Annotated in this window: 23 protein-coding genes and 2 pseudogenes; 20 read left to right on the top strand and 5 right to left on the bottom strand. The window is 53.0% G+C overall.

Annotated elements, in window-relative coordinates:
* Positions 1-47 precede the first annotated feature (47 nt).
* A pseudogene (locus CTH_RS14540) lies at positions 48-116 on the bottom strand (IS200/IS605 family transposase); the annotation flags it as partial.
* A gap of 415 nt (positions 117-531) precedes the next feature.
* Between CTH_RS14540 and CTH_RS08935 the strand changes: the two are divergent.
* The 4 genes from CTH_RS08935 (at position 532) to CTH_RS08925 (ending at position 1,466) form a co-directional block, all read left to right on the top strand.
* Positions 532-711 (top strand): small, acid-soluble spore protein, alpha/beta type, encoded by a 180-nt coding sequence (locus tag CTH_RS08935; RefSeq protein WP_079933701.1) that lies wholly within the window; start codon positions 532-534, stop codon positions 709-711.
* Positions 712-777: 66 nt separating this feature from the next.
* The gene (locus CTH_RS14145; RefSeq protein ID WP_159071902.1) at positions 778-921 is read left to right on the top strand and encodes an alpha/beta-type small acid-soluble spore protein; all 144 of its coding nucleotides are present in this window, start codon (positions 778-780) and stop codon (positions 919-921) included.
* Between the two features lie 67 nt (positions 922-988).
* Positions 989-1,213, top strand: coding sequence for an alpha/beta-type small acid-soluble spore protein (locus CTH_RS08930; protein WP_078664944.1), 225 nt, complete (start codon positions 989-991; stop codon positions 1,211-1,213).
* 19 nt (positions 1,214-1,232) lie between these two features.
* Entirely contained in the window at positions 1,233-1,466 is a 234-nt protein-coding gene (locus CTH_RS08925; RefSeq protein WP_078664943.1) for an alpha/beta-type small acid-soluble spore protein, read from the top strand.
* Positions 1,467-1,512: 46 nt separating this feature from the next.
* Here the strand turns inward: CTH_RS08925 and gpr are convergent, their stop codons facing one another.
* Positions 1,513-2,499 (bottom strand): GPR endopeptidase, encoded by a 987-nt coding sequence (gene gpr / locus CTH_RS08920; RefSeq protein WP_078664942.1) that lies wholly within the window; start codon positions 2,497-2,499, stop codon positions 1,513-1,515.
* Between the two features lie 82 nt (positions 2,500-2,581).
* Here gpr and CTH_RS08915 point away from each other — a divergent pair, with 82 nt between their 5' ends.
* The 4 genes from CTH_RS08915 to CTH_RS08900 all read left to right on the top strand — a co-directional run bounded on the left by CTH_RS08915 (position 2,582) and on the right by CTH_RS08900 (position 4,993).
* Positions 2,582-3,250 carry a DUF421 domain-containing protein gene (locus CTH_RS08915; RefSeq protein WP_078664941.1) on the top strand — a complete coding sequence of 223 codons (669 nt, stop codon included), beginning with the start codon at positions 2,582-2,584 and terminating at the stop codon, positions 3,248-3,250.
* Positions 3,251-3,444: 194 nt separating this feature from the next.
* On the top strand, positions 3,445-4,008 hold the full coding sequence (gene rsmD / locus CTH_RS08910) for a 16S rRNA (guanine(966)-N(2))-methyltransferase RsmD (RefSeq protein ID WP_242952036.1): 564 nt from the start codon (positions 3,445-3,447) through the stop codon (positions 4,006-4,008).
* A complete protein-coding gene (coaD, locus tag CTH_RS08905; protein WP_078664940.1) occupies positions 4,005-4,493 on the top strand; it encodes a pantetheine-phosphate adenylyltransferase in 489 nt (162 codons plus the stop codon). The genes rsmD and coaD overlap by 4 nt, the downstream gene beginning before the upstream one ends.
* Before the next feature lie 26 nt (positions 4,494-4,519).
* A complete protein-coding gene (locus CTH_RS08900) occupies positions 4,520-4,993 on the top strand; it encodes an ATP synthase subunit B family protein (protein WP_107753604.1) in 474 nt (157 codons plus the stop codon).
* On the opposite strand, the gene ylbJ is transcribed toward CTH_RS08900, so the two are convergent.
* Positions 4,990-6,192, bottom strand: coding sequence for a sporulation integral membrane protein YlbJ (gene ylbJ / locus CTH_RS08895; RefSeq protein WP_107753601.1), 1,203 nt, complete (start codon positions 6,190-6,192; stop codon positions 4,990-4,992). The two genes, CTH_RS08900 and ylbJ, sit on opposite strands and share 4 nt — an antisense overlap.
* 70 nt (positions 6,193-6,262) lie before the next feature.
* On the opposite strand from ylbJ, the gene CTH_RS08890 reads away from it, so the two are divergent.
* Positions 6,263-7,108, top strand: a complete 846-nt coding sequence (locus CTH_RS08890) for a patatin-like phospholipase family protein (RefSeq protein ID WP_078664937.1) — start codon at positions 6,263-6,265, stop codon at positions 7,106-7,108.
* Here the strand turns inward: CTH_RS08890 and CTH_RS08885 are convergent.
* Positions 7,017-8,213, bottom strand: a complete 1,197-nt coding sequence (locus tag CTH_RS08885) for a nucleotidyltransferase (protein WP_159073847.1) — start codon at positions 8,211-8,213, stop codon at positions 7,017-7,019. The two genes, CTH_RS08890 and CTH_RS08885, sit on opposite strands and share 92 nt — an antisense overlap.
* Before the next feature lie 102 nt (positions 8,214-8,315).
* On the opposite strand from CTH_RS08885, the gene pta reads away from it, so the two are divergent.
* The 6 genes and pseudogenes from pta to CTH_RS08855 all read left to right on the top strand — a co-directional run bounded on the left by pta (position 8,316) and on the right by CTH_RS08855 (position 11,628).
* Positions 8,316-9,332, top strand: a complete 1,017-nt coding sequence (gene pta, locus CTH_RS08880) for a phosphate acetyltransferase (protein WP_078664935.1) — start codon at positions 8,316-8,318, stop codon at positions 9,330-9,332.
* Positions 9,333-10,505, top strand: a complete 1,173-nt coding sequence (locus CTH_RS08875; protein ID WP_107753597.1) for an acetate/propionate family kinase — start codon at positions 9,333-9,335, stop codon at positions 10,503-10,505. It begins immediately after the preceding gene.
* A gap of 64 nt (positions 10,506-10,569) precedes the next feature.
* Positions 10,570-11,094, top strand: coding sequence for a YceD family protein (locus CTH_RS08870; RefSeq protein ID WP_107753595.1), 525 nt, complete (start codon positions 10,570-10,572; stop codon positions 11,092-11,094).
* Between the two features lie 3 nt (positions 11,095-11,097).
* The gene (gene rpmF / locus CTH_RS08865) at positions 11,098-11,277 is read left to right on the top strand and encodes a 50S ribosomal protein L32 (protein WP_078664932.1); all 180 of its coding nucleotides are present in this window, start codon (positions 11,098-11,100) and stop codon (positions 11,275-11,277) included.
* Positions 11,278-11,381: 104 nt separating this feature from the next.
* Positions 11,382-11,543, top strand: a pseudogene (locus CTH_RS14535) (3-hydroxyacyl-CoA dehydrogenase NAD-binding domain-containing protein); the annotation flags it as partial.
* The gene (locus tag CTH_RS08855; protein WP_107753593.1) at positions 11,518-11,628 is read left to right on the top strand and encodes an AMP-binding enzyme; all 111 of its coding nucleotides are present in this window, start codon (positions 11,518-11,520) and stop codon (positions 11,626-11,628) included. The pseudogene CTH_RS14535 and the gene CTH_RS08855, both read left to right, overlap by 26 nt.
* Positions 11,629-11,758: 130 nt before the next feature.
* On the opposite strand, the gene CTH_RS08850 is transcribed toward CTH_RS08855, so the two are convergent.
* Positions 11,759-12,268, bottom strand: a complete 510-nt coding sequence (locus CTH_RS08850) for a DUF6125 family protein (protein WP_078664929.1) — start codon at positions 12,266-12,268, stop codon at positions 11,759-11,761.
* A 187-nt stretch (positions 12,269-12,455) separates the two neighbouring features.
* Between CTH_RS08850 and mnmL the strand changes: the two genes are divergently transcribed.
* The 5 genes from mnmL to recJ all read left to right on the top strand — a co-directional run bounded on the left by mnmL (position 12,456) and on the right by recJ (position 20,644).
* Positions 12,456-13,403 carry a tRNA modification radical SAM protein MnmL/YtqA gene (gene mnmL, locus CTH_RS08845; protein ID WP_107753591.1) on the top strand — a complete coding sequence of 316 codons (948 nt, stop codon included), beginning with the start codon at positions 12,456-12,458 and terminating at the stop codon, positions 13,401-13,403.
* Between the two features lie 82 nt (positions 13,404-13,485).
* Positions 13,486-15,411 (top strand): hypothetical protein, encoded by a 1,926-nt coding sequence (locus CTH_RS08840; protein ID WP_107753589.1) that lies wholly within the window; start codon positions 13,486-13,488, stop codon positions 15,409-15,411.
* A complete protein-coding gene (locus CTH_RS08835) occupies positions 15,401-17,602 on the top strand; it encodes an ATP-dependent helicase (RefSeq protein ID WP_107753587.1) in 2,202 nt (733 codons plus the stop codon). The genes CTH_RS08840 and CTH_RS08835 overlap by 11 nt, the downstream gene beginning before the upstream one ends.
* On the top strand, positions 17,595-18,401 hold the full coding sequence (locus CTH_RS08830) for a PD-(D/E)XK nuclease family protein (RefSeq protein ID WP_159071900.1): 807 nt from the start codon (positions 17,595-17,597) through the stop codon (positions 18,399-18,401). Before CTH_RS08835 ends, CTH_RS08830 begins: the two co-directional genes overlap by 8 nt.
* Positions 18,398-20,644 (top strand): single-stranded-DNA-specific exonuclease RecJ, encoded by a 2,247-nt coding sequence (recJ, locus tag CTH_RS08825; protein WP_107753584.1) that lies wholly within the window; start codon positions 18,398-18,400, stop codon positions 20,642-20,644. The genes CTH_RS08830 and recJ overlap by 4 nt, the downstream gene beginning before the upstream one ends.

The following is a 20,644-nucleotide window of genomic DNA, read 5'->3' as shown; positions in this document are numbered from 1 at the left end:
AGCTATAACTATCGTACTCTCTCCGCAGGTGCCACAGGAGTCACCTCTTTGGCGATTACCGCCGGGGCTATTTTGGGAGGAGCGGAGAGAAAAACTTGTACGTGATCAGCCATGACCACGTTGTAATTGATGTTGTAGACTGCTGTTCCGGTTGATTTCCATGCTTCCTTCTTCGTGCAATTGTGGTAGCATATGCTAATTATTAAGTGGCTGCTGAGATAAGAGTATTTTTTTCGCCTTCCTGCCGCAAACTATGGCAGGAGGTGAAATGAAGATGGTAAAACCTGTACAACCGGATAATGCCGAAGCAGCAGTCAAATGTCCCCAGTGTGGCAACAGTGTCTTTCGCAATCCTGAAAATAAATGCGATGTTTGAGGCCAAACTTTGCTGGCCGGTTGGGTCGGCTATTTTTCCAATGAGGAGTATTAAAAGCGGGTTAGCCCGCTTTTGTTTTTGGCAAAAATTGCCTGGTTAGTTTTAAGCAAATCACGCAAACTATAAATGGTGCGATGGTGAAGGAGGTAGTGGCCATGGGCAGACGGCGCAGTATCATGTCCGAGCAGTTGAAGTGGGAAATTGCCAGAGAATTAGGGGTGGCGGACATCGTCCAGCGGGAAGGTTTCGGTGGCGTTACCTCGCGGCAATGTGGCATGATGGTGCACAAAGCCATTGAAATGGCGGAACGGAGTCTGGCCCAACCAAAACAGTAAGTCCAGTCGCACCAGCCAGGAGATTTTTCTCCTGGCTTTTTACACCCTCGAGAGGAGGTGAGGATGATGGCGAAAAAAAATAAAAAGGAATTTCCTCTGACTCCGGAGCTGAAAAAATTTCAGTATGAAGTAGCTTCTGAACTGGGCATCACTGGCATTGGCAACATTCCTTTTACAAAAGAGGAAACAGGTAAACAGCCGCGCCAATAACTGTTGCGTATAGGGTGACTGAATTTGATGGATACTATGAACACCAACAGCAAAGGAGGTGATAAAGATGCCAGGCGGACGCAATACCAATCAACCGGCTGTTCCCGGCGCCAAACGGGCCCTGGAGCAGTTCAAAATGGAAGTGGCCAATGAAATCGGCTTAGCCGGCAAGATTCAGACTGTTGGTTATGAAAACATGACCTCCCGTGAATGTGGCAGCATCGGTGGATGGATGACCAAGAAAATGGTACAACTGGCTGAACAGGCTTTGGCTGGTCGTGTACAACAGTAACGAAGGAGGTTGAGGCATCATGGCCAGAAATCGGAACAAAACTGCGGTTCCCGGTGCCAAAAGGGCTTTGGAACAGTTCAAATATGAAATCGCTAATGAAATCGGTTTAGCGGAAAAAATCCAGACTGTTGGCTATGAAAATATGACCTCACGGGAGTGTGGCAGCATCGGTGGATGGATGACCAAGAAAATGGTGCAGCTGGCTGAACAAGCTCTGGCCGGGCAAGCTGGCACCACTACTCCCCAGCAATAAGGGTGGCGGAGAAGGCGGGTTTGGTCCCGCCTTTCTCCATCTATGGCTAGTGCAGGTAGCTGAAGGCTTCCTGTTCGGGAATACCGGGGTGGAGGGCCAAATTCAGACCACCTGCGACTATCCTGGCACATTCGGAAATTAAATCATCAATATCCTTGGGAGTCATAACCAGATTGCCGGCGAAAGGGTGCAGCACTTCATTAATAATTTGTTGAATCATAGCCGGATTGAGATTCTTGTATATTTGATATAGGGTTGGGCTGGTCTGGAACTGCTCCAGTAATTTATCGATAGCCTCGCCGGCAATAACAGCAGCATGACAAACGGTGGGGATGCCAATGGCAATCACAGGAACCCCCAGAGTCTCTTGATTTAAACCCTGTCGTTTATGACCCAGGCCGGAACCGGGACTTATACCGGTGTCAGCTAGCTGGATAGTAGTGCCGATGCGCATGGCACTGCCAGCGGCCAGGGCATCAATGCAGATAACAGCATTGGGCTTGACTCTGTCCACTACCCCACGGATGATTTCAGCGGTTTCAATGCCGGTTATACCAAGGACGCCCGGGGCCAGAGCGCAAACCGGGCGCATCCCTCCGGCCAGTTCCTGGGGGGCATAATGAAAAAGGTGGCGGGTTACCAGGACGGAATTGATTACTCTGGGCCCCAGCGCATCCGGGGTAGCCTTCCAGTTGCCCAGTCCGACCAGAAGAACGGTGGCATCTGGCCCCAGGGATAGCAGGGATTTAAGCTGGTCGGCAAAAACCCGGGCGATTTCGGCCTGTACTAACCGGTTACCTTCCCGGATATCTGGTGCTTCGATGGTAATATATTTACCTGGCGGTTTACCCATTAATTGCTCTCCCTGGGCATCCAGGACTGTAACGATGGTTACGGTGGCATGAGGTTTTTGCAGTTTTTCCATTGCGACACCGGGAATTTCCCGTTGTACCTGGCCCCGAATCGCTTCATGGGCTTCGAGAGCCAGATCGAGATTGATGGAAAAATGCTTAAGCAATTCCGGTCGCGCCATGAATTATCTTCCTCTCCAAATTTCTGCCTTTAATGTACCCGGCAATTTTCGCAATTATACATAATTTTTTGGAGGGAAATATATGGCAAACGTGGTGTTGCGGGCAATTTTTGTTTATATTTTCATTCTGGTCATGGTAAGGTTAATGGGAAAAAGAGAAGTAGGACAGTTATCCACTTTTGATATTGTGGTTTTTATTGTGCTGGCAGAACTGGCGGCTATTCCCATGGAGTATTACCAGAAACCCCTGTTGCCCAGCCTGGTGCCTATTCTGGTAGTGGTTTTGCTGGAAATTATCACTTCCTATTTGGCGTTAAAATTTCCGGTCTTTCGTAAACTGATGGATGGACAGCCTTCCATTGTTGTGGCTAATGGCCAGCCGGTAATTGAGGAAATGAAACGCTTGCGCTATAGCCTGGATGATTTAATGGCTCAGTTACGGGAAAAGGGTTTTACCTCACCGGCGGAAGTGGAATTCGCGGTACTGGAGACTTCCGGAAAGCTAAGTGTAATCCCCAAAAGCCAGAATCGTCCGGTTACTCCTGCTGATCTGAGTTTAGCTACGAGTTATGAGGGATTACCTATCCCCTTAATCAAAGATGGGATTGTACAAAAACATAATCTGGGACAGATTGGTCTGTCGGAAAACTGGCTGGTTGGAGAGCTGCAAAAACAGGGGTACCAGCAGCCACAGCAAATCTTTTTCGCCTTGCTGGATACCAGAGGACAACTGCATCTCTATCCTAGATAAAAAAAGAAGGCCACTACCTTGCGGTGTGGCCCAATTTGTTACCCTTGCGGGTAACATTGGGAGAGGAGAAACCGGAGAAAGAGCTTGTAGGGAGAGTGTTGACTGGTTCATTTATATTTATTACCTGCAGGGAAAAGGTTTATACATCTGGAAAAAAATTTTTTCTATGCTATAATGCAAATGAGGTGAAAAAATTGCGGGTAATAGCTGGACAGGCCAGAGGTCGAAAACTGAAAGCTCCCAGGGGTATTTCCACCCGGCCGACTCTGGACCGGGTCAGAGAAGCTCTGTTCAATATTATCGGGAACCGAATCTGGGATAGTACCTGTCTTGACCTGTTTGCCGGTACCGGGGCCCTGGCGATTGAAGCCCTCAGCCGGGGAGCGACCCGGGCAGTGCTGGTGGAAAAGGACCCGAAAGCCCTGGCCTGCATCAGGGACAACTTGTCCAGCACCGGCCTGGAGGAAAGGGCAGAGGTATTAAAGGATGATGTCTATCGCGCCATTCCCCGTTTGGGACGGGAAGGGAGAAAATTTGATTTTATCTTTCTCGATCCGCCCTATGAACAAGGACATTTGTCCCGAGTGTTGCCATTGCTTTCGCAATACCGGCTGCTTCAGCAGGAGGGCTGGATTATAGTAGAGACCAGGTCACGGGAGCCGGCTATTGAAGAGATAGCAGGTTACCGGCTGAAACGGCGGGAAAAATATGGGGAAGCGGCCTTGAATTTCTATATTGAGGAGGAGAAGGCAGAGTGAAAATAGCTGTTTACCCGGGTAGTTTTGATCCTATCACCAATGGCCATCTGGATATTATCGAAAGGGCGGCAGATGTGTTTGATCAGGTGATAGTCGCTGTTTCGGTTAATTCTGCTAAGAAACCTCTTTTTTCAATGGAAGAACGAGTTGAATTATTACGGGAAGTTTTGCGGCCCTATCCTAATGTCAGGGTAGACAGCTTTACTGGTTTGACAGTAGACTATGTTGTTTCCCAGAAGGCGCGGGTAATTATCCGCGGCTTGCGGGCGATTTCCGATTTTGAAAATGAATTACAAATGGCGGTAACCAACCGCAAGCTCAAGCCTTCCGTGGAGACCTTTTTTATGATGGCGCGGGCGGAATATTCCTTTATCAGTTCCAGTTTAATTAAAGAAATTGCAAATTATGGTGGTTGCATTAAAGGATTTGTCCCCGAGGTTGTCGAAATTAAAATCAAGGAAAAACTGGCCCAGCTCAAGGGCTAAATTTACCCATTGGAGGGGAGCAGCGAGTGGAAGTACTGGATTTACTGGATAACCTGGAAGAAATGGTGAATGAAGCTTTTCGTGTACCCATTAGCAATAAGGTCTTGCTGGATGCCGGTGATCTTATCGAAATCCTGGACCGGATCCGGGTGCTTTTACCGGACGAGTTGAAGCAGGCCCGGATGATTACCAGGGAATATCAGCGGATTCTGCAAGATGCGGAACAGCAAGCGAAAAGAATTATCGACCAGGCCCATGATGAGAAAAGCAAACTGGCCCATGAAAGTGAAGTGGTCAAAGAGGCCCAAGCCCATGCTGAAGATATCATCAGGCAGGCGGAAGAAATGGCCCGGCAGATTCGGGAAGGGGCTACTGATTATGCCCTGGATATTTTGCTCAAGCTGGAAAGCAATTTGAGTCACGTACTGGATGAATTGAGGACCGGCCAGGAGCAGTTACGGGATTTGCAGCAAAAGAACCGGGCTAATCAGATGGGTTAGGATTTTAGCCGGTGCAGTAAGCTGCTGATAATGGCCAGCAGAGTCAGCACCAGCAGGGTGAAAAGAAATAATTGACCGGAATAAACCAAAAGCCCCAGCCAGGAGGCATTAGCAGCCTGAGGTAGGGGCCAGGCTGCGGCTGGTATACTCCAGCCCAGCTGATAAAAAAAATAGGTATAAGGTATGGCCAGTAAGATATGAACCAGTCGTGCTTTGATAAAAGGCAGCAAGCGCAATGAAGTGGAACTGATAAAGCTGGCCACCTGGGCAATGACGGAAAAACCGCTCCAGGCCAAAATAGCGGCGATGGTAAGGACTTTAGCCTGCAAGGGCAGGTCGCTGATACTGGCCTGCTGACAGCCCAGGGTGATTTCCAGCAAACCAGTGCCGAGAGCCAAACCAATTCCCTCGGGCAGGCCCAGGAGTTGAAAAGGCCAATCCAGTAGACGGGCCAGGGCTCCCAGCAGGCCAAAATGAAGCAGCAGCTGGCTGATGGTAGCAAAAACAATGATAAACCCGCCGATAGCCAGCAGTTTATTGCATGCTTCTCCTACAGCTTCGGCCAGATGGCTGCCCAGGGGGCGCTCATTGGCCAGCAGTTTTTGGCGTAATTCTTGCAAAGCTGCTGCCCAGATTTTGTGATTTCCGGCCTTAAGTGGCGGCCGGGATGAATGCTGGCGGCTGCGCCAGGCTAACAGGATACCCAGGGTCAGATTGGCCGCATAATGGCCGGCAGCCAGGGTCCAGCCCAGGGCTGGCTGGCCCAGCATGCCAACGGCTACTGCTCCCAGCATGAACAAGGGCGAGGCGTTATTGGTAAAGGCCAGCAAGCGCTGGCCTTCTGCCGGCGTCAGTCGCCCTGCTTTGATTTCACTGGCTGTGATAACAGCACCAATGGGATAACCGGAAGTATAGCCTACGGCCAGGACGAAAGCGGCGGCACCGGGCAGATTAAAGAGGGGGCGCATTACCGGCTCCAGCAATACCCCCAGGCAGTGGGTGAGACCATAACGTTCCAGTAAGGCTGAACCGATAAAAAAGGGCAGGAGAGCCGGAAGAACGATTTCAAACCAGGCTCTGGTGCCACGCAAGGCCCCTTGAAAAGCAACTTTGGGGCTGATAGCCAGGGAAACAACTAGCAAGAGAGAACAAATCAGGATGAAATAGCCCTGATGCAGTTTTTGTTTTTCCCTGTTCAATTCCTATCCCCTGCCTTTCCATGAATAAATATATGGCAGAGGCGGAGAAATCAGACCAGGGGGTGAGGCCATGCAGGAGAGGCGGCCACGGCTAGCTCTGGCCCTGGGGGCTGGCTCAGCCCGGGGATTGGCCCATATCGGGGTTTTGAAGGTCTGGGAAGAGGAAAGATTACCTCTGGATTTACTGGTCGGTACTTCCATGGGTGCGATTATCGGGGGCCTCTATGCCTCTGGCATCAGCCCCCGCTGGCTGGCTAATCTGGTGGGCCCCCTCAGTAAGTTGAACTGGCGGGATCTGGGATTGGGGGGGCTGGGGCTATATAAAGGGGAAAATTTTTATCAGGCTCTCAAAGTGCTTACCGGCGGGCGCAGTTTTGCCCAGACCCGGATACCGCTGGCGGTAGTAGCAACCGATTTGGATCAGGGGGAACCGTACATTATTCAGGAGGGGGAACTGGCCCTGGCTCTGCGGGCTTCAGCGGCTGTACCAGTGGTCTTCCAGCCGGTAAACTGGCAGGGGCGTCGGCTGGTGGATGGGGCCTTGACCGCCCGGGTGCCGGCTCGCATGGCTCGTCAGCTGGGAGCAGACCTGGTTATCGGGGTGGATGTGCGCTTTGGCCTGGCTGATAACCGGGCGGAGAAATTATGGGAAGTGGCGATTCAGAGCATTGAGATTCTGGAGCGCCAGATTTGTCAGACCCTGCCACAAGAAGCGGATTTGCTAATTACACCGCAACTGGGACACATCGGTTCCTGGGATTTTCACTGTTATGAAGAATTAATCCGTTTGGGAGAAGAAACAGCCCGTCAGGCTCTGCCCGGCATCAGGAACCTGTTGGCCCGGTGGGCCAGCGCCGCCAGTCCAGACCAGGGCGGGGCAAGGGCTGGGGCCAGAGGAGAGAGTGCAAATCAGTAGCCAGACTATCCAGGCGCATTTGCCGGTGGTAACGCCAGGGAGTGGTACGAGTAACCAGGGGCAGGCTCCCGGCCTTTTTTATTTGCTTTAACAATTGCCGCCCCCGCTGGGAATAGGCCAGCAGCCTGAGGTAGGCTGGGCCGGTTTCATCCCAGTTATTTGCCTCTTCCCGGGTAAAATTCAGCAAAAACTGGCATAATACCCTTTGAATCCGGGTCCAGGTATAGGCTTTGGTTTTGGTCAGTTGTACCAGTTCCTGCCAGCTGCCCGCTACAGTGACGGCATTGAAGATCCGGTTGACCAGGGCCCTTTCTCCATCAACGGTAGCCAGCAAACGGCTTTCTGCTCCATCCTGACGCAGCTGCCAGCAGAGAAAAGGCCAGAGCCTGTCCATGAATACTGGACCCCGGCCTTGCTCAACAGCCTCTTGCAGGTAAGGCCAGGTAGGCACGGGCAAATACGCGAGGGGGGCTGTTCCCTTTTCCTGCCAGGCTTTGCGTACAGCTGTGGCAGAAGCAATGGTTTCCCTTTCGGTAGCAGCAGGCAGTTCTTCATCATGGTAATGGGCCTGACGCCGGGGTATGGTAAATACTTCCCAGTCCAGATTCATTTTCTTGATGGCCCGCAGGTACTCCACGCCCAGAATGTTGTTGGGAGTAGCCAGGGCTTCCGGCTGTTTCATAGCCAGATAGCGGGCTTTGGGAAAGCTGTGGCCCTGACGGATTAATTCTCCGACATCCTTTTCCCACCAGCCCTCATCCAGAAGATCAGCCACTTCCTGTAAGGGCTGCAGCTGGCCGCTTTCCGAGCCGAAACAAAGATGAGTGATTACCCCGGTTGCAGCTAAAACCTGGACAGCCCCTCTGGCAAAAGTACCGGCAGAACGCAGTACAAAGGCTACCGGTAATTCCAGTACCACATCGGCACCGGCAGCGATGGCCATCTGGGCCCGGGTCCATTTATCCAGTACAGCCGGTTCCCCTCGCTGCACAAAAGAACCGGACATGACACACAGGACGAAATCAGCGGCGGATAAACGTTTGGCTTCATGCAGATGCCAGGCATGGCCATTATGAAAGGGATTATATTCGGTAATTAGCCCCACGACGTGCATAATATCCTCCTTAAAAATAAAAGCTACGGCTACAAAATCTCCTTACTTTGTAGTATAATATTTTTTTGGTAGGCTAGCAAAGGGGGCATACATATGGCAGTAAAATTGATGGAAAAAATCTGGAACAAGGCACGACAGAAGAAACAACAGATTGTCCTACCGGAAACGAGTGATGAACGGGTGTTACGGGCAACGGAAATCATTTTGCGGGAAGGATTGGCCCATCCCGTTTTACTGGGGAAGAGGGAGGAGATTTTGGGCAATGGTCGGGAGCTGGGGGTAGACCTGACCGGAGCTGAAATCGTGGATATCTTTAAATTCCCTCGCCGGGAGGAATATGTGGAGGCCCTCTGGAATTTGCGCAAGGAGAAGGGCCTGACCCGTGATGCCGCTGACCATTTGCTGCGCAATCCCCTTTATTTTGGTGCCATGATGGTAAAAATGGGAGATGCCGATGGCATGGTGGCCGGCTCTCTGAGCACCACCGGAGATGTGTTGCGTCCTGCCCTGCAGATTATCAAGACTGCACCCGGTATTTCCGTAGTGTCCGGGGCCTTTATCATGATTGTACCCAATGAACAATATGGTGAAGGCGGAGTGCTGGTTTTTGCCGACTGTGCTGTTAATCCTGACCCCACGGCAGAGCAGCTGGCTGAAATCGCCTATGCTTCAGCCCAGACTGCGCGCAATCTTGCCGGTATTGAGCCCCGGGTGGGCATGCTTTCCTTCTCTACTAAAGGCAGTGCGGAACACCAGCTGGTTTCCAAGGTGCAGCGGGCCACGGATATTGCCCGGGAACGTTATCCTGACTTAAAGGTGGATGGGGAATTGCAGGCTGATGCTGCACTGGTACCAGCAGTAGGGCAATACAAAGCCCCGGGCAGTGAAGTGGCCGGACATGTCAATGTCCTGATTTTCCCGGACCTGCAATCCGGCAACATCGGGTACAAGCTGGCTCAGCGGTTAGGGGGAGCAGAAGCTATTGGCCCCGTACTTCAGGGTATGGCAGCTCCTGTCAATGACCTCTCCCGGGGTTGCAGTGTGGATGATATCGTCAATGTTGTAGCAATCACTGCAGTACAGGCTCAAGCAAGGGAGGCGCACCATTAAATGAATGTACTGGTTATTAATTGCGGCAGTTCTTCTTTGAAATACCAGTTATTTGACATGGCAAAGGAAACTGTGCTGGCCAAAGGGCTGGTAGAACGGATCGGCCTGGAGGGCAGCTGTTTGACTCACCGCGTTGGTGAGGATAAAACTGTAATTGAACAGAATATCCCTGACCACCAGGCAGCTATCAGTCTGGTGCTGGAACAGGTACGGGGATTGGGGGAAATCAAGGCCGTAGGCCACCGGGTAGTACATGGTGGGGAAAAGTTTTCAGCCTCTACTGTCATAGATGCTGAGGTTTTAAAAGCTATTGAGGAATGCGTGGAACTGGCTCCCCTTCACAATCCACCCAATATCATCGGGATTAAGGCCTGTCAGGCCCTATTGCCCGGGGTACCCCAGGTGGCCGTCTTTGATACGGCTTTTCACCAGACCATGCCACCTAAAGCCTATATCTACTCTTTGCCCTATGAGTATTATGAAAAATATCGCATCCGCCGCTATGGCTTCCATGGTACTTCCCACCGTTATGTGGCCCAGCGGGCCGCTCAGTTGCTGGGTAAGCCTTTAGACCAGCTGAAACTGATTACCTGCCACCTGGGCAATGGAGCTTCCATCACTGCTATCGATGGGGGGAAATCAGTGGCTACCTCCATGGGCTTTACTCCTCTGGAAGGCCTGACCATGGGTACCCGCAGCGGAGATATCGACCCGGCGATTGTGTCATATATCATGGAAAAGGAAAACCTGTCTGCTGAGCAGGTGACCGGTATTCTCAATAAGAAATCCGGGGTACTGGGCATTTCCGGGGTGAGCAGTGATTTCCGCGATCTGGAGGCAGCTGCTGCCCGGGGCCATGAACGGGCCCGGCTGGCTCTGGAAATCTTCTGCTATGATGTCAAGAAATATATCGGTGCCTATCTGGCGGTGCTCAATGGCGTCGATGCTATTGTCTTTACCGCCGGGCTGGGGGAAAACTCCTCGGTGGTTCGGGAAATGGTTTGTCGTGACCTGGAGGCCCTGGGGATTGCTATTGATGCCGAAAAGAACCAGGTGAGAGGTCAGGAAGCCGATATCTCAGCGCCTTCTGCCCGGGTCAAGGTACTGGTTGTACCCACCAATGAAGAGCTGATGATCGCCCGGGATACAGTGGCCGTACTGGCAGGAAAATAATTGATTGACAAAGGCCCCTCTGGCCTGTATAATTAACGTTGGCTATTTATTGAGGTGAAAACCGATGGAAATTGATGTCAGCCAACTTTTGAAGGCTCCAGGGCAGGCCATTGCTTTCGCTTTTGAGGAACAATGGGTGCCGCTGGAGTTTGGACAAGAAAAACTGGAGTTCGTAAAGCCGGTTTCTGTCAGCGGGACTGCGGCCAAAGTAGGGCGTCTTATCCAGGTTAAAGGGGAAATCCGCACGGAAATCAGGCGCCAGTGCGGGCGTTGCCTGGAACCATACACCTTCCCTCTGGAAGTACCGCTGGAAGTGGAATACCTGCCCTTACATGAAGTTGCCGAGGGCCCGGCCGGGCAGGAAGATCGGGATAAATTCACGATTTTTACCGGCAAGGCAGTTTTTCTTGATACCGAAGTTAAGGCCGCCATGGTGCTGGACTTGCCCATTTCCGGTCTTTGCCAGGAAAGTTGCAAGGGGCTTTGTCCAAAGTGTGGCCAAAACCTGAATGAAGGTGAATGCCAGTGTCCCCGGGGGGAAATTGATCCCCGCTTGGCGGTGCTGCAAAAGCTTTTGAAGGAGGTGTAGACAATGGGTGTACAACAGAATAAGAAATCCAAGGCTCGCACTCGCAATCGCAGAGCACAGTGGTTGAAAATTGACGGACCTGGCATGTCCGTTTGCCCTCAGTGCAAATCCCTGAAAATGCCTCATCGGGTTTGCCCCGAATGCGGTTTCTACAAAAACAAGGAAGTTGTTGCTGCCGAGTAAGGACAGACACCTCTTCGGAAACGGAGAGGTGTTTTTATTATGGTATTGAAGGGGATTTTTCGTCTTTTCAAAGGCCAATACTGCAACTGCACTCCCTCCTGCCAGAACCCACTATCTTTGCCTCCAACACATCCCAGCTCAGTATCACTGCACTGGCTGCCGCATCTCATCGTTCTGACCGCTTTATTGGCATGCACTGGTTTAATCCCCCGACGGTAATGAGGCTTATTGAAATCATTTATGGTGTTAATACATCAGAACAGACCTAAAGAAGTGGAGGATGTACTGGCCCAGCTGCCGCAGGTTCTGGAAGCTGCCGTTTTTGGTGTGCCTCACCCGGACTGGGGTTAAACAGTTTGCGTGGCCGTTGTATTAAAACCTGGAATGCAGCTGAGTGGAGAGGAGATTCTCCGGTTTTGCGGCAGCTGGTATAGTGCGTTGAAAAATCCCCCTGATAACGTACGTTATCAGGGGGATTGTCTTACTCCTCCAGTGTAAATTCCCAGGCACAATAAAATTCTTCCGGATGTTCATCGGGAGGACAGGCGATACAGCGGGTCTTGATTCTGGGGTCGATGGTTCTGGCAAAACCGCTGTACTCGGTGATTCCCACCGGCTTGCAGGGGAAATCAGGCAGGCCTTTGCGCTTGCGGGCTGCCTGCACCCGGCAGGTTTTCATGCGATAGACAATGCGCTTAGGTCCCTCCTCGATAATCTCCTGTTCATTGAGGAAACCATAGAGCCGGAATTTCAAAGCGGTTTTCAGGGCCTCCAGGCCGCCATTATCCGGCAGTCCCAGAAACTCCTTGACCCGTTTGGCCTCCAGTACCGTAAAAGTAGCCCAGGCCTCCTCATCCAGTTCAATGGCCTTTTCCAGGCCGTAGCGCTTTTCCACGGCCAGAAACCAGAGGCCATCATGGGCCAGCCAGCGCTTGGCGAAATCCTCCAGCAACGCCAGGGCCTGTTCTTTGCTTAAATCTTTTGGTTCCATACCTTCTTACCCCCTATCTGTATATCTATAGAATATCTATTTCTCCTTTCTTGTTTTTCTTCCTGCTGTTGTCGGAAAAAATCCGGCTAAATGGTAGAAAAAACAGCTCAACAGCTGTCATAGACGTGCGAACGGCTGATTATCTGCTATAATATTAGCAAGAACTGAGACAAGGAAGGTAAACAGGATGGAACGCTATCGCAATTACTCCCGGCATCTACAGGCCAAATTCGGAGAAAAAGTATACAAACTGCCAGTCAACTTACCAGGAACCTGTCCCAATCGGGATGGTACGGTCGGGCGAGGTGGCTGTATTTTTTGCGATGAAGCCGGGGCGGGGTTTGAATGCCTGCCCAGTTCCCTGGCGGTGGAAGATCAGATCAAAACCAACCAGGCATTTTTCCGCCGCCGTTTTAATGCCCATAAGTTTATCGTCTATTTTCAGGCATTTACCAATACCTATTTACCATTGGAACTGTTTTGCAATTACATGGAGGCTGCAGCCACCCAGCCGGATATAGTAGGCCTTTCTATATCCACCCGCCCGGACTGTATCAATGAAGCCTATCTGGATGTCCTGAGCCAGTGGCAGGAGCAGGGGCTGAATATCAATGTGGAACTGGGCTTGCAAACCGTCAATTATCACACTCTGCGGGAGATTAACCGGGGTCATACCCTGGCGGAGTACATCGATGCCGTCTGGAGGCTCAAACGGCGGGGATTTGAGGTTTGCACCCACATTATTCTCAATCTGCCTGGAGATGACCTGGTGGATGTCATTGAAAATGCCAAAATTCTCTCCGCGCTGGAGATCGACTATGTCAAACTCCATTCCCTCTATATAGTGAAAGGAACAGAGCTGGGGCGCCGCTTTGAACGAGGGGAAATAAACCTGATCTCTTTGCCGGAGTATGTGGATCGGGTTGTGGCTTTCCTCGAATATTTGCGGCCGGAGACGGTAATCCAGCGCCTCGTAGGCAAGGGGCCCCAGGGCGAAATGTATTTCTGCAACTGGAATACCAGCTGGTGGAAAATCAAGCAGATGATCGAAGAGAGACTGGAGGCCCTGGATACCTGGCAGGGAAAAAAATGCGATTATCTCAATGGCAAGGCGGTTCGCCGTTTCCTTGACTAAAAATTTTTCCATAACCGGCAGGATTTCCAGTTTAAAGGACGAATAGTATAGAACATAAGTTTGTATTAAAGGGGAGAACAGGTTGAAAGAGCTATTATCAGGACCTTATGGCGCCGGTAAGACAGCAGAGTGCTTACGGGTTTACCGCCAGTGGCTGGAGGAAGGCATGCGCACTGAGCGGATTCTGGTTTTGCTGGCTTCCGCCCGGCGGGTGAGCTGGTGGCGACAGCAATTGATTTTGCCTCAGGCGGGTAATCTGGAAATCTATACTTATTTTGGTTTTATCCAGCGGGAAATTGCCCTTTACTGGTGGCAGTTAAAAGCCAGGCAGCCAGCGTTAAAAGGGGATGATCCCCTTTTTCTTTCCGCAGAAACTGCCCACTATCTGGTTACCAGACTGGTGGACAGAGCCAAGGCCCAGGGTAAACTGCTGAAAGTCGTGGCTACCACTGCTCAGCTAGCAGTACAGGTGCTGGATTTACTGAATCTCATTGCTGTTAATGGCCTGGAGGAAGAGGAGGCCTTGCAACGTTTGCTGACAGGCTGGCCGGCAGCAGTAGACCGGCAGGAGGAACTGAAAGCCGCCCTGGCGGTAGGGCAGGAATTTCGCCAGCAGTGTCTGGCGGGCGGGATGATCGACTATTCCCTGGCGGTGGAACTATATCACCGCTATCTGCTCCCTGAGCCGAACTATCGGCAGGAACTATTGCGACGTTATCGGGGTTTGATCATAGATGATGCCGAAGAACTGGTGCCCACTGCTCTGGATCTGGTGCTGCAATTGCTGTTGAAAGCAGAGCAATGGCTGGTTACCATCAACCCGGAAGGCGGTTTGGGGCGTATCCGGGGAGGGGCGCCGGAGCTGGCCTGGGCCCGCCTGCAGGAAATGGCAGGGGCGAATTGCCGGCAAATAGGTGGGAGGCCAACCCTCCCGCAAATCCAGGAAATAGAGGCCAGCTGGCGGCCTGAGCTGCTGGAATTGATTGCTGCCCGGATCCTGGAGCTGCGGGCTCGAGGGGTAGAATGGGATCAGATAGCCCTGCTTCTTCCGGTGTCAGATGCCATTCTGGAAACGGCCATCGAGAACTGGGCCCAGCGCCAGGGCATACCGGTACGCAAGTTTGCCACTGGCTGGCGGTTACTGGACCAGCCTCTGGTCCGGGCCCTGCTCACCCTGGCGGTTCTGGCCCATCCCCGCTGGCATTTGGCCGTTGCCGAGGATGATCTGGCCCACTCCCTGGCCCTGATTCTTCAATGTGACCCCCTGCGGGCCCGTTTACTGGCCCGGGAGCTGGTCAGAAACGGGGTGGAAGAGCTGGATCTGGATCAGGACCAGCTGCGGCGCCGTCTCGGTTTTGCTCTCAGCGAGAGATGGGAGAGATTGCAGGAGTGGTTGCGTTCCTATCGGCAGGAGCCGGGGACCATTGCCCATTTCCTGCAACGGGCCTTTGGTGAGATTCTGGCTCCTCTGCCTTTACAGGAGGAGGATCTGCTGAGTGTGCGGCGGTTGCTGGCGGCTGCCCTGCGCTTACCCCGGGCCCTGGCCCAGGCCTATGGGGATGAAACCCAGCCCGACCAGGCCTTTATTCAGATGATTCTCAAAGGGACCCTGGCCCAGGAAGTTCTGGAACTGGCGCCCTGGGTGGAGAGAGGCCAGGGGCTTTTGCTGGGTACCGTCAGCTCCTTTCTGGACCGGGGGTTCACAGCTGAGCATGTCTTTTTGCTGGATGTGACTGCGCCTGCCTGGTGGCAGGGACCGGCCAAGGAGCTGGTCAACTCCTGGCTGCTGGCCAGGGATCGGGAAGCAGAGGATATCTGGCAGGACGATACTGACCAGAACTGGCGCAAAGAACAGGCCAACCGGATGGCCTGGGCCCTGTTCAGCCGCTGCCACCATCTTTATCTGGGAATTAGTATTTACAACTCCCAGGGGATAGAGCAGGAAGGGCCCTTCCTGGACTTTGTCCTCAGTTTGGCTCAGACAGGGGGTGGTGCTGATGGCAATTAACTGGCGGCCGGGCCAGGATCTGGTCATGGCCTACCGGGGAGGACGGCTGGCGGTTCCGGCGGTGCCAGGAGCGGGAAAAACTCATGTCCTGGCCCATCTGGCGGCAGATCTGATCGCCACCGGGGCCGTTGGCCAGGGCAAAATCCTGATCGTGACGGCGATGAATTCCGCTGTTAGCAACTTCCGGCAGAGAATCAGCAGGATTCTGGCCGAAAAGGGCATCGAAGGCAAGCGCAAATTCGAGGTCAGGACCCTTCATTCCCTGGCAGTGCAGATCTTGCAGGAAAAAACCGAGGTAGTTCTGGTTAATAAAGATTTCAATATTATAGACGAGGAGCAGAGGAAACATATCCTTAAAGGGATTATCAATGACTGGATGCGCAAACAGCGGCAGCGCTGGGAAGGCCCCCTGGGTAATCAGCCTGACCTCCGGCAACTGGAGAAATGGCGTGAGCAAGTCGCCGATTTTCTCCTGGCCGGCATTTCGACCTTGAAAGGACGAGGAGTGCAGGAACCGCAGGCAGCAGACTGGATCGGGACGTTGCCACCGGATAACCCCCTGGGCTGGTTGCTGGAAGTCTATCTGGTTTACCAGCGCCAGCTCAGCCGGGAAGGGGGGATTGATTTTGATGATATGATCCTCAAGGCCCGGGATTTGTTGCGCCTGGATCAGCAGCTTCGCCAGCGGCTCAGTCAAAAATGGACGTACATCTTCGAGGACGAAGCCCAGGATTCCAACCCTTTGCAGGAAGAAATCCTGCGTTTACTGTCCTCTTCCCATGGCAATCTGGTTCGGGTAGGAGATTCCAACCAGGCCATTATGGGCACCTTCACTGCAGCGGAGCCGGAACTGTACCGGGCCTACTGCCGTGACCCCCTGGTTCAGAAAGTCGATCTGCTTTATGCCAGTCGCAGCTGCCAGCAGGTGATTGATACCGCCAACTGGCTGGTGCGCTGGGTAACAGAGGAATACCCGGTTGCGGCCTGTCGCAATGCCCTGGAGGCCCAGTTTATTCAACCGGCTCCGGCGGGGGACAGCAGGCCCAATCCGGTAGTGGGCGGTTTTCCGGTAGTCATGTGTACCTACCGGAATGGGGAGGAAGAATACCAGGGGGTGACCAGATATATCGCCCTGGCTCAGAAGACTTATCCCGGTGAGAGTATCGCTGTTCTAGTGCCCACCCGGGAAATCGGGGCCAAAATGGCCGAGACGCTGGCCCAGGAGGGGATTGCGGCCCGGATTGTGGGAGAAGATCTGGGCAGTGATTTAAAACGGGCCATGTATGGCCTGGTGCGGGGGCTAAAATATCTGGGTTCTCCCGATGACTTGAAAGCCTGGATCGAGCTCTGGCAGGACTTTTTCGCCCTGGAACTGGAACCCGGGGACAGGGAGACCCTGTTAACCTTTTTACAGGGTTACCGGCCGGAAGAATTGCTTTATCCACCCGGGCAGCAACAGACCCTGGAATTGCTGGATGCCCTGCAGAGCCAGGAGGCCTATACGGTGCTGCAGCAGGGGTTAAGACAGGTGCGGGACTGGCTGGAGGCTTCCCTGCGCCTGGTACCTGACCAGCTGGTGCTCTATCTGGCCGAGGACCTGGAGCTGAAAAAGGAGGAACTGGCCCTCGCCCATAACCTGGCGGGCAACATCCGCTACCAGTTACAGCTTTACCCGGAGTGGCGTTTAAAAGAAATAGCCAGCAATTTGCCTGTTCTCGAGCCTGCCCTCAAGAAATTTGCCCTCAAAGTAGAAGAAATGATGGATAGCATTGATGAAAAGAGTGTAACTATTTGTACCTGTCATAAAGCCAAAGGGCTGGAATGGGATATTGTCTTTGTCATCGCTACCAATGCCTATCCCTATACGGGGAAACTGCATCATTACAGTCGCAGTGAATATAAACTTCCTGGCAGAATTATCAATCTGAATGCAGAAGCAAAAGCCTATTTGAAACAACTGCAGGGAATGGCAATTACCGGTAATCCCCTTGAAGAGGCCAAACTGGAGGAGATTAGAGAAAAACTGCGCTTATTTTACGTAGCCATAACCAGGGCCAAAAAACGTCTGATCATTACCAGGGCGCGGGAGTATCAGGATAAAAATGGAAAACCGAGAGATTCAGAAGCTCCGACTTTCTGGAAAGAGATGGCAAACTTCGTACGGGTGGCAGGAGGGAAAATATATGAATAGAAATAAGAAACAGTTATTTCAGCAGCTGACCTTCAGTCAGGCAGCCCTGGAAACCTTTCTCACCTGCCGGCGCCGTTTTCGCTATCGCTATGTGGATGCTCTCTACTGGCCCACGGTATGGGGAAAAAATGAAGAAAGCCTGCGGGAGCTGGAACGGGGGTTAACTTTCCATCGCCTGGCCCAGCAATATTACCTGACCGGACAGGTACCGCCGGTGGGGGAAAGCAACCTGAACCAGTGGCTGGCTGCCCTGGCAGCAACCTGGTCCCGCCAGGACGGGTACAGCTATTATCCCGAACAGGAATTGCGCTGGCAAAGTCCCTGGGGTTCTTTGCTGGTTAAATATGATTTGCTGGTGCAAATTCCCGATGGCCGCCTGCTAATTTATGACTGGAAGACTCAGGCTGCTCCTCTGCAAGAGAAACTGCTGACAGAACGCTGGCAAACCCGCCTCTACCTGCTGGTAGCCGCTCGCTGTGGTCGCAACTATCTGGGTTTGCCCCCTGATGCCGAGGTTAGCCTGGTCTACTGGAATCCCCGCTATCCGGCCCAGCGGGTAGTCATACCGGGAAAGGAAAAGTTTCTGGCCGAGGCAGAAGAACGTTTAAGTCAGGTGCTGGCGGAAATCCAGGCAACAATTGCTGCTGCCGATTATCCGCCTGTAGGCGTGGAGGAGGTTTGTCGCAGTTGTGAATACCGCCCTCTCTGTCAGGGTCAGATTACTGAAGAGCTGGATCCAGCCAGGGAACTGGGGCTGGAGGATTTAAGCTGGCAACTGGTTGAGGGGGAAAGCTGGTGAGAGAGGTCAGATTTCAGTTGCGTAACCTCCGGCCGATGCCGGTTGAACTGCAGGAACTGGCAGGCAGCAAACCTTATCTGGCCCAGCTCCTCTGGCAGCGGGGCTGGACTGAATTGCCGCCAGAAGCGGAGTTGAGTTCTCCGCTGGATTTACCCCAGCTGGAAACCGGCGCCCGCCTGGTCTGGCAGGCCATCGAAATGGGGCAACCTATCCTGGTCTATGGGGACTATGATGTGGATGGAGTCACTGCTACCGCTGTTCTGTACCGGGCCCTGCAAGCTCTGGGGGCAAAGGTGGAGTACCACGTACCTGACCGGTTTGAGGAAGGATATGGATTAAATAAGGAGCGGCTGGAACAGGCAGCGGCTGCCGGGATCCAGCTGGTGCTCACCTGTGACTGCGGAGTGAGCAATGAAGAAGAAGTACGGCGAGCCAGAGAGCTAGGGCTCAAGGTGGTGATTACTGATCACCACCTGCCACCGGAACGGCTGCCGGCGGCAGAGGCGGTGATCAATCCTCACCTGCTGGATCAACCCGCCCATCCGGCTGCCTGGCTTTCCGGTGTCGGTGTAGCCTATTATCTGGTGCGTCAGCTCTATCAGCTGGCCGGGAGAGCGGGTCAGGAAAGAGAACTGGAACAGCTGGTAGCCCTGGGGTTGGTCGCTGATGTGGTACCTTTGCTGGGGGATAACCGTACACTGGTGAAACGGGGTTTACAGCTGTTGCAATCCGATCAGGTTTATCCCGGTTTGGGCCTGCTGCTGGCCCGTTACCGGCAGGAGGAGATTGATGAAGAGCTGATAGCTTTTCAACTGGCACCCAGGCTCAATGCCGCCGGGCGGTTGGACCATGCTCGCCTGGCGGTAGAATTGTTGATTGGCCGTGATGAAACCAGGTTAGATGAAATTGCCCGCAGGCTGGAATTGCTGAACCGGCAACGCAAAGCCATCGGGGATGAAATGGGGCAGGAAGCGGAAGAATTATTGCGCCTGAGGGGCTGGCAACCGGGTGAACCCATTCTGCTCTGGCAGCCGCACTGGCATCATGGCGTACTGGGAATAGTGGCCGGGCGCCTCTGCGAAAAATATCGGGTGCCGGTATTGCTGGCAGGATTGAAGGAAGATGGGGAAACCCTGACCGGTTCTGCCCGGGCACCGGCAGGTTACCATTGCCGGGAGGCTTTGCAACAGGCTGAAGTTCATTTGCAGAAATATGGCGGTCATGCGGAAGCAGCCGGATTTTCCCTGCCTCGCCTGAACTGGGAAGCTTTTACCACCACTCTCAAATCGGTTTTGATGCAACAGCAGCAAAATCTGCCGACCACTACAACCCTGCTGTATGATCTACCTTTCAATCTGACCGAGTTAAGCCCGGAACTGGCCCGGGAATGGCAGGAATTGAAGCCTTTTGGACCAGGCAATCCCCCTCCTGTATTTCTACTGGAAGGGGTGGAGATAGTTTCGACCCAGGTCCTGGCTCAACGCCATTTGAAGCTTACCATCAGACAGCAGGGAATAGGACAAACGTTGAACTGGTGGCTGGCGGCGGAACGGGCAGAACAAATTGTGCCGGGAACCCGGGGGGATTTGCTGGTGCAGCCAGTCTGGCAGAAGGAAAGTACGCAGCTGATTTGCCTGGATTTTCTGGCTCGCACCCTGCCGGGACCACAGCCAGCCCTCAATCTGGTTATTGAGGACTGGCGCAACTGGAGGGAGGAAGGGCGGCAACTGCCGCTCTGGCAGGAGAGCTGGTATTATCAGTGGGGTGAAGGGTATACTCCGCCAGTCAGGGCAGAAACCCTGGTTTTGTTGAAACCACCGCCATCGGAACGCCAGCTGCGGGAAATGCTGGCCTTGACCGGGGCCCGGCGGCTGGTACTGGCTTTTGGCAGAGCAGATTTGGGCAGGGCTGATGATTTCCTCCAGAATTTGCTGGCACTCTTGAAACATAACCTGGCCCTTTTGCCTCCCTTTCTGGGGCGGATTAACCTGGAAGAGGCGGCAGCCAGGCTGGGGGAAACGGTGGAAACTGTTTTTCTTGGTCTGCAGGTATTACAGGCCCGTCATTTTCTGCAAATATTAGAAGTAGAAGAGGAAGAGCTGATTCTGCAAAAAGGACCCGGGAAAGGGCCAGGAGACCGTAAACTGGAAGCGGGTTTGCTGGCAGCTTTACAGGAAAGTACAGCCTTTCGCCGATTTCTTTTAGAAAAAGAGCTAGATAGAATAAAACTTTATTTACATTAA

The organism is Carboxydocella thermautotrophica, assembly GCA_003054495.1.
Taxonomy (GTDB): domain Bacteria; phylum Bacillota.
Note: the sequence above shows the minus strand (reverse complement) of the source record. Positions and strands in the feature narration are given on the sequence as shown.

What these genes read in the sequence shown, in the direction of transcription:
- CTH_RS08935 (WP_079933701.1), top strand. Translation starts at nt 532, where the DNA reads ATGGGCAGACGGCGCAGTATCATGTCCGAGCAGTTGAAGTGGGAAATT.
- CTH_RS14145 (WP_159071902.1), top strand. Translation starts at nt 778, where the DNA reads ATGGCGAAAAAAAATAAAAAGGAATTTCCTCTGACTCCGGAGCTGAAA.
- CTH_RS08930 (WP_078664944.1), top strand. Translation starts at nt 989, where the DNA reads ATGCCAGGCGGACGCAATACCAATCAACCGGCTGTTCCCGGCGCCAAA.
- CTH_RS08925 (WP_078664943.1), top strand. Translation starts at nt 1,233, where the DNA reads ATGGCCAGAAATCGGAACAAAACTGCGGTTCCCGGTGCCAAAAGGGCT.
- gpr (WP_078664942.1), bottom strand. Translation starts at nt 2,499, where the DNA reads ATGGCGCGACCGGAATTGCTTAAGCATTTTTCCATCAATCTCGATCTG.
- CTH_RS08915 (WP_078664941.1), top strand. Translation starts at nt 2,582, where the DNA reads ATGGCAAACGTGGTGTTGCGGGCAATTTTTGTTTATATTTTCATTCTG.
- CTH_RS08890 (WP_078664937.1), top strand. Translation starts at nt 6,263, where the DNA reads ATGCAGGAGAGGCGGCCACGGCTAGCTCTGGCCCTGGGGGCTGGCTCA.
- pta (WP_078664935.1), top strand. Translation starts at nt 8,316, where the DNA reads ATGGCAGTAAAATTGATGGAAAAAATCTGGAACAAGGCACGACAGAAG.
- CTH_RS08875 (WP_107753597.1), top strand. Translation starts at nt 9,333, where the DNA reads ATGAATGTACTGGTTATTAATTGCGGCAGTTCTTCTTTGAAATACCAG.
- CTH_RS08870 (WP_107753595.1), top strand. Translation starts at nt 10,570, where the DNA reads ATGGAAATTGATGTCAGCCAACTTTTGAAGGCTCCAGGGCAGGCCATT.
- rpmF (WP_078664932.1), top strand. Translation starts at nt 11,098, where the DNA reads ATGGGTGTACAACAGAATAAGAAATCCAAGGCTCGCACTCGCAATCGC.
- CTH_RS08855 (WP_107753593.1), top strand. Translation starts at nt 11,518, where the DNA reads ATGGTGTTAATACATCAGAACAGACCTAAAGAAGTGGAGGATGTACTG.
- CTH_RS08850 (WP_078664929.1), bottom strand. Translation starts at nt 12,268, where the DNA reads ATGGAACCAAAAGATTTAAGCAAAGAACAGGCCCTGGCGTTGCTGGAG.
- mnmL (WP_107753591.1), top strand. Translation starts at nt 12,456, where the DNA reads ATGGAACGCTATCGCAATTACTCCCGGCATCTACAGGCCAAATTCGGA.
- CTH_RS08835 (WP_107753587.1), top strand. Translation starts at nt 15,401, where the DNA reads ATGGCAATTAACTGGCGGCCGGGCCAGGATCTGGTCATGGCCTACCGG.
- CTH_RS08830 (WP_159071900.1), top strand. Translation starts at nt 17,595, where the DNA reads ATGAATAGAAATAAGAAACAGTTATTTCAGCAGCTGACCTTCAGTCAG.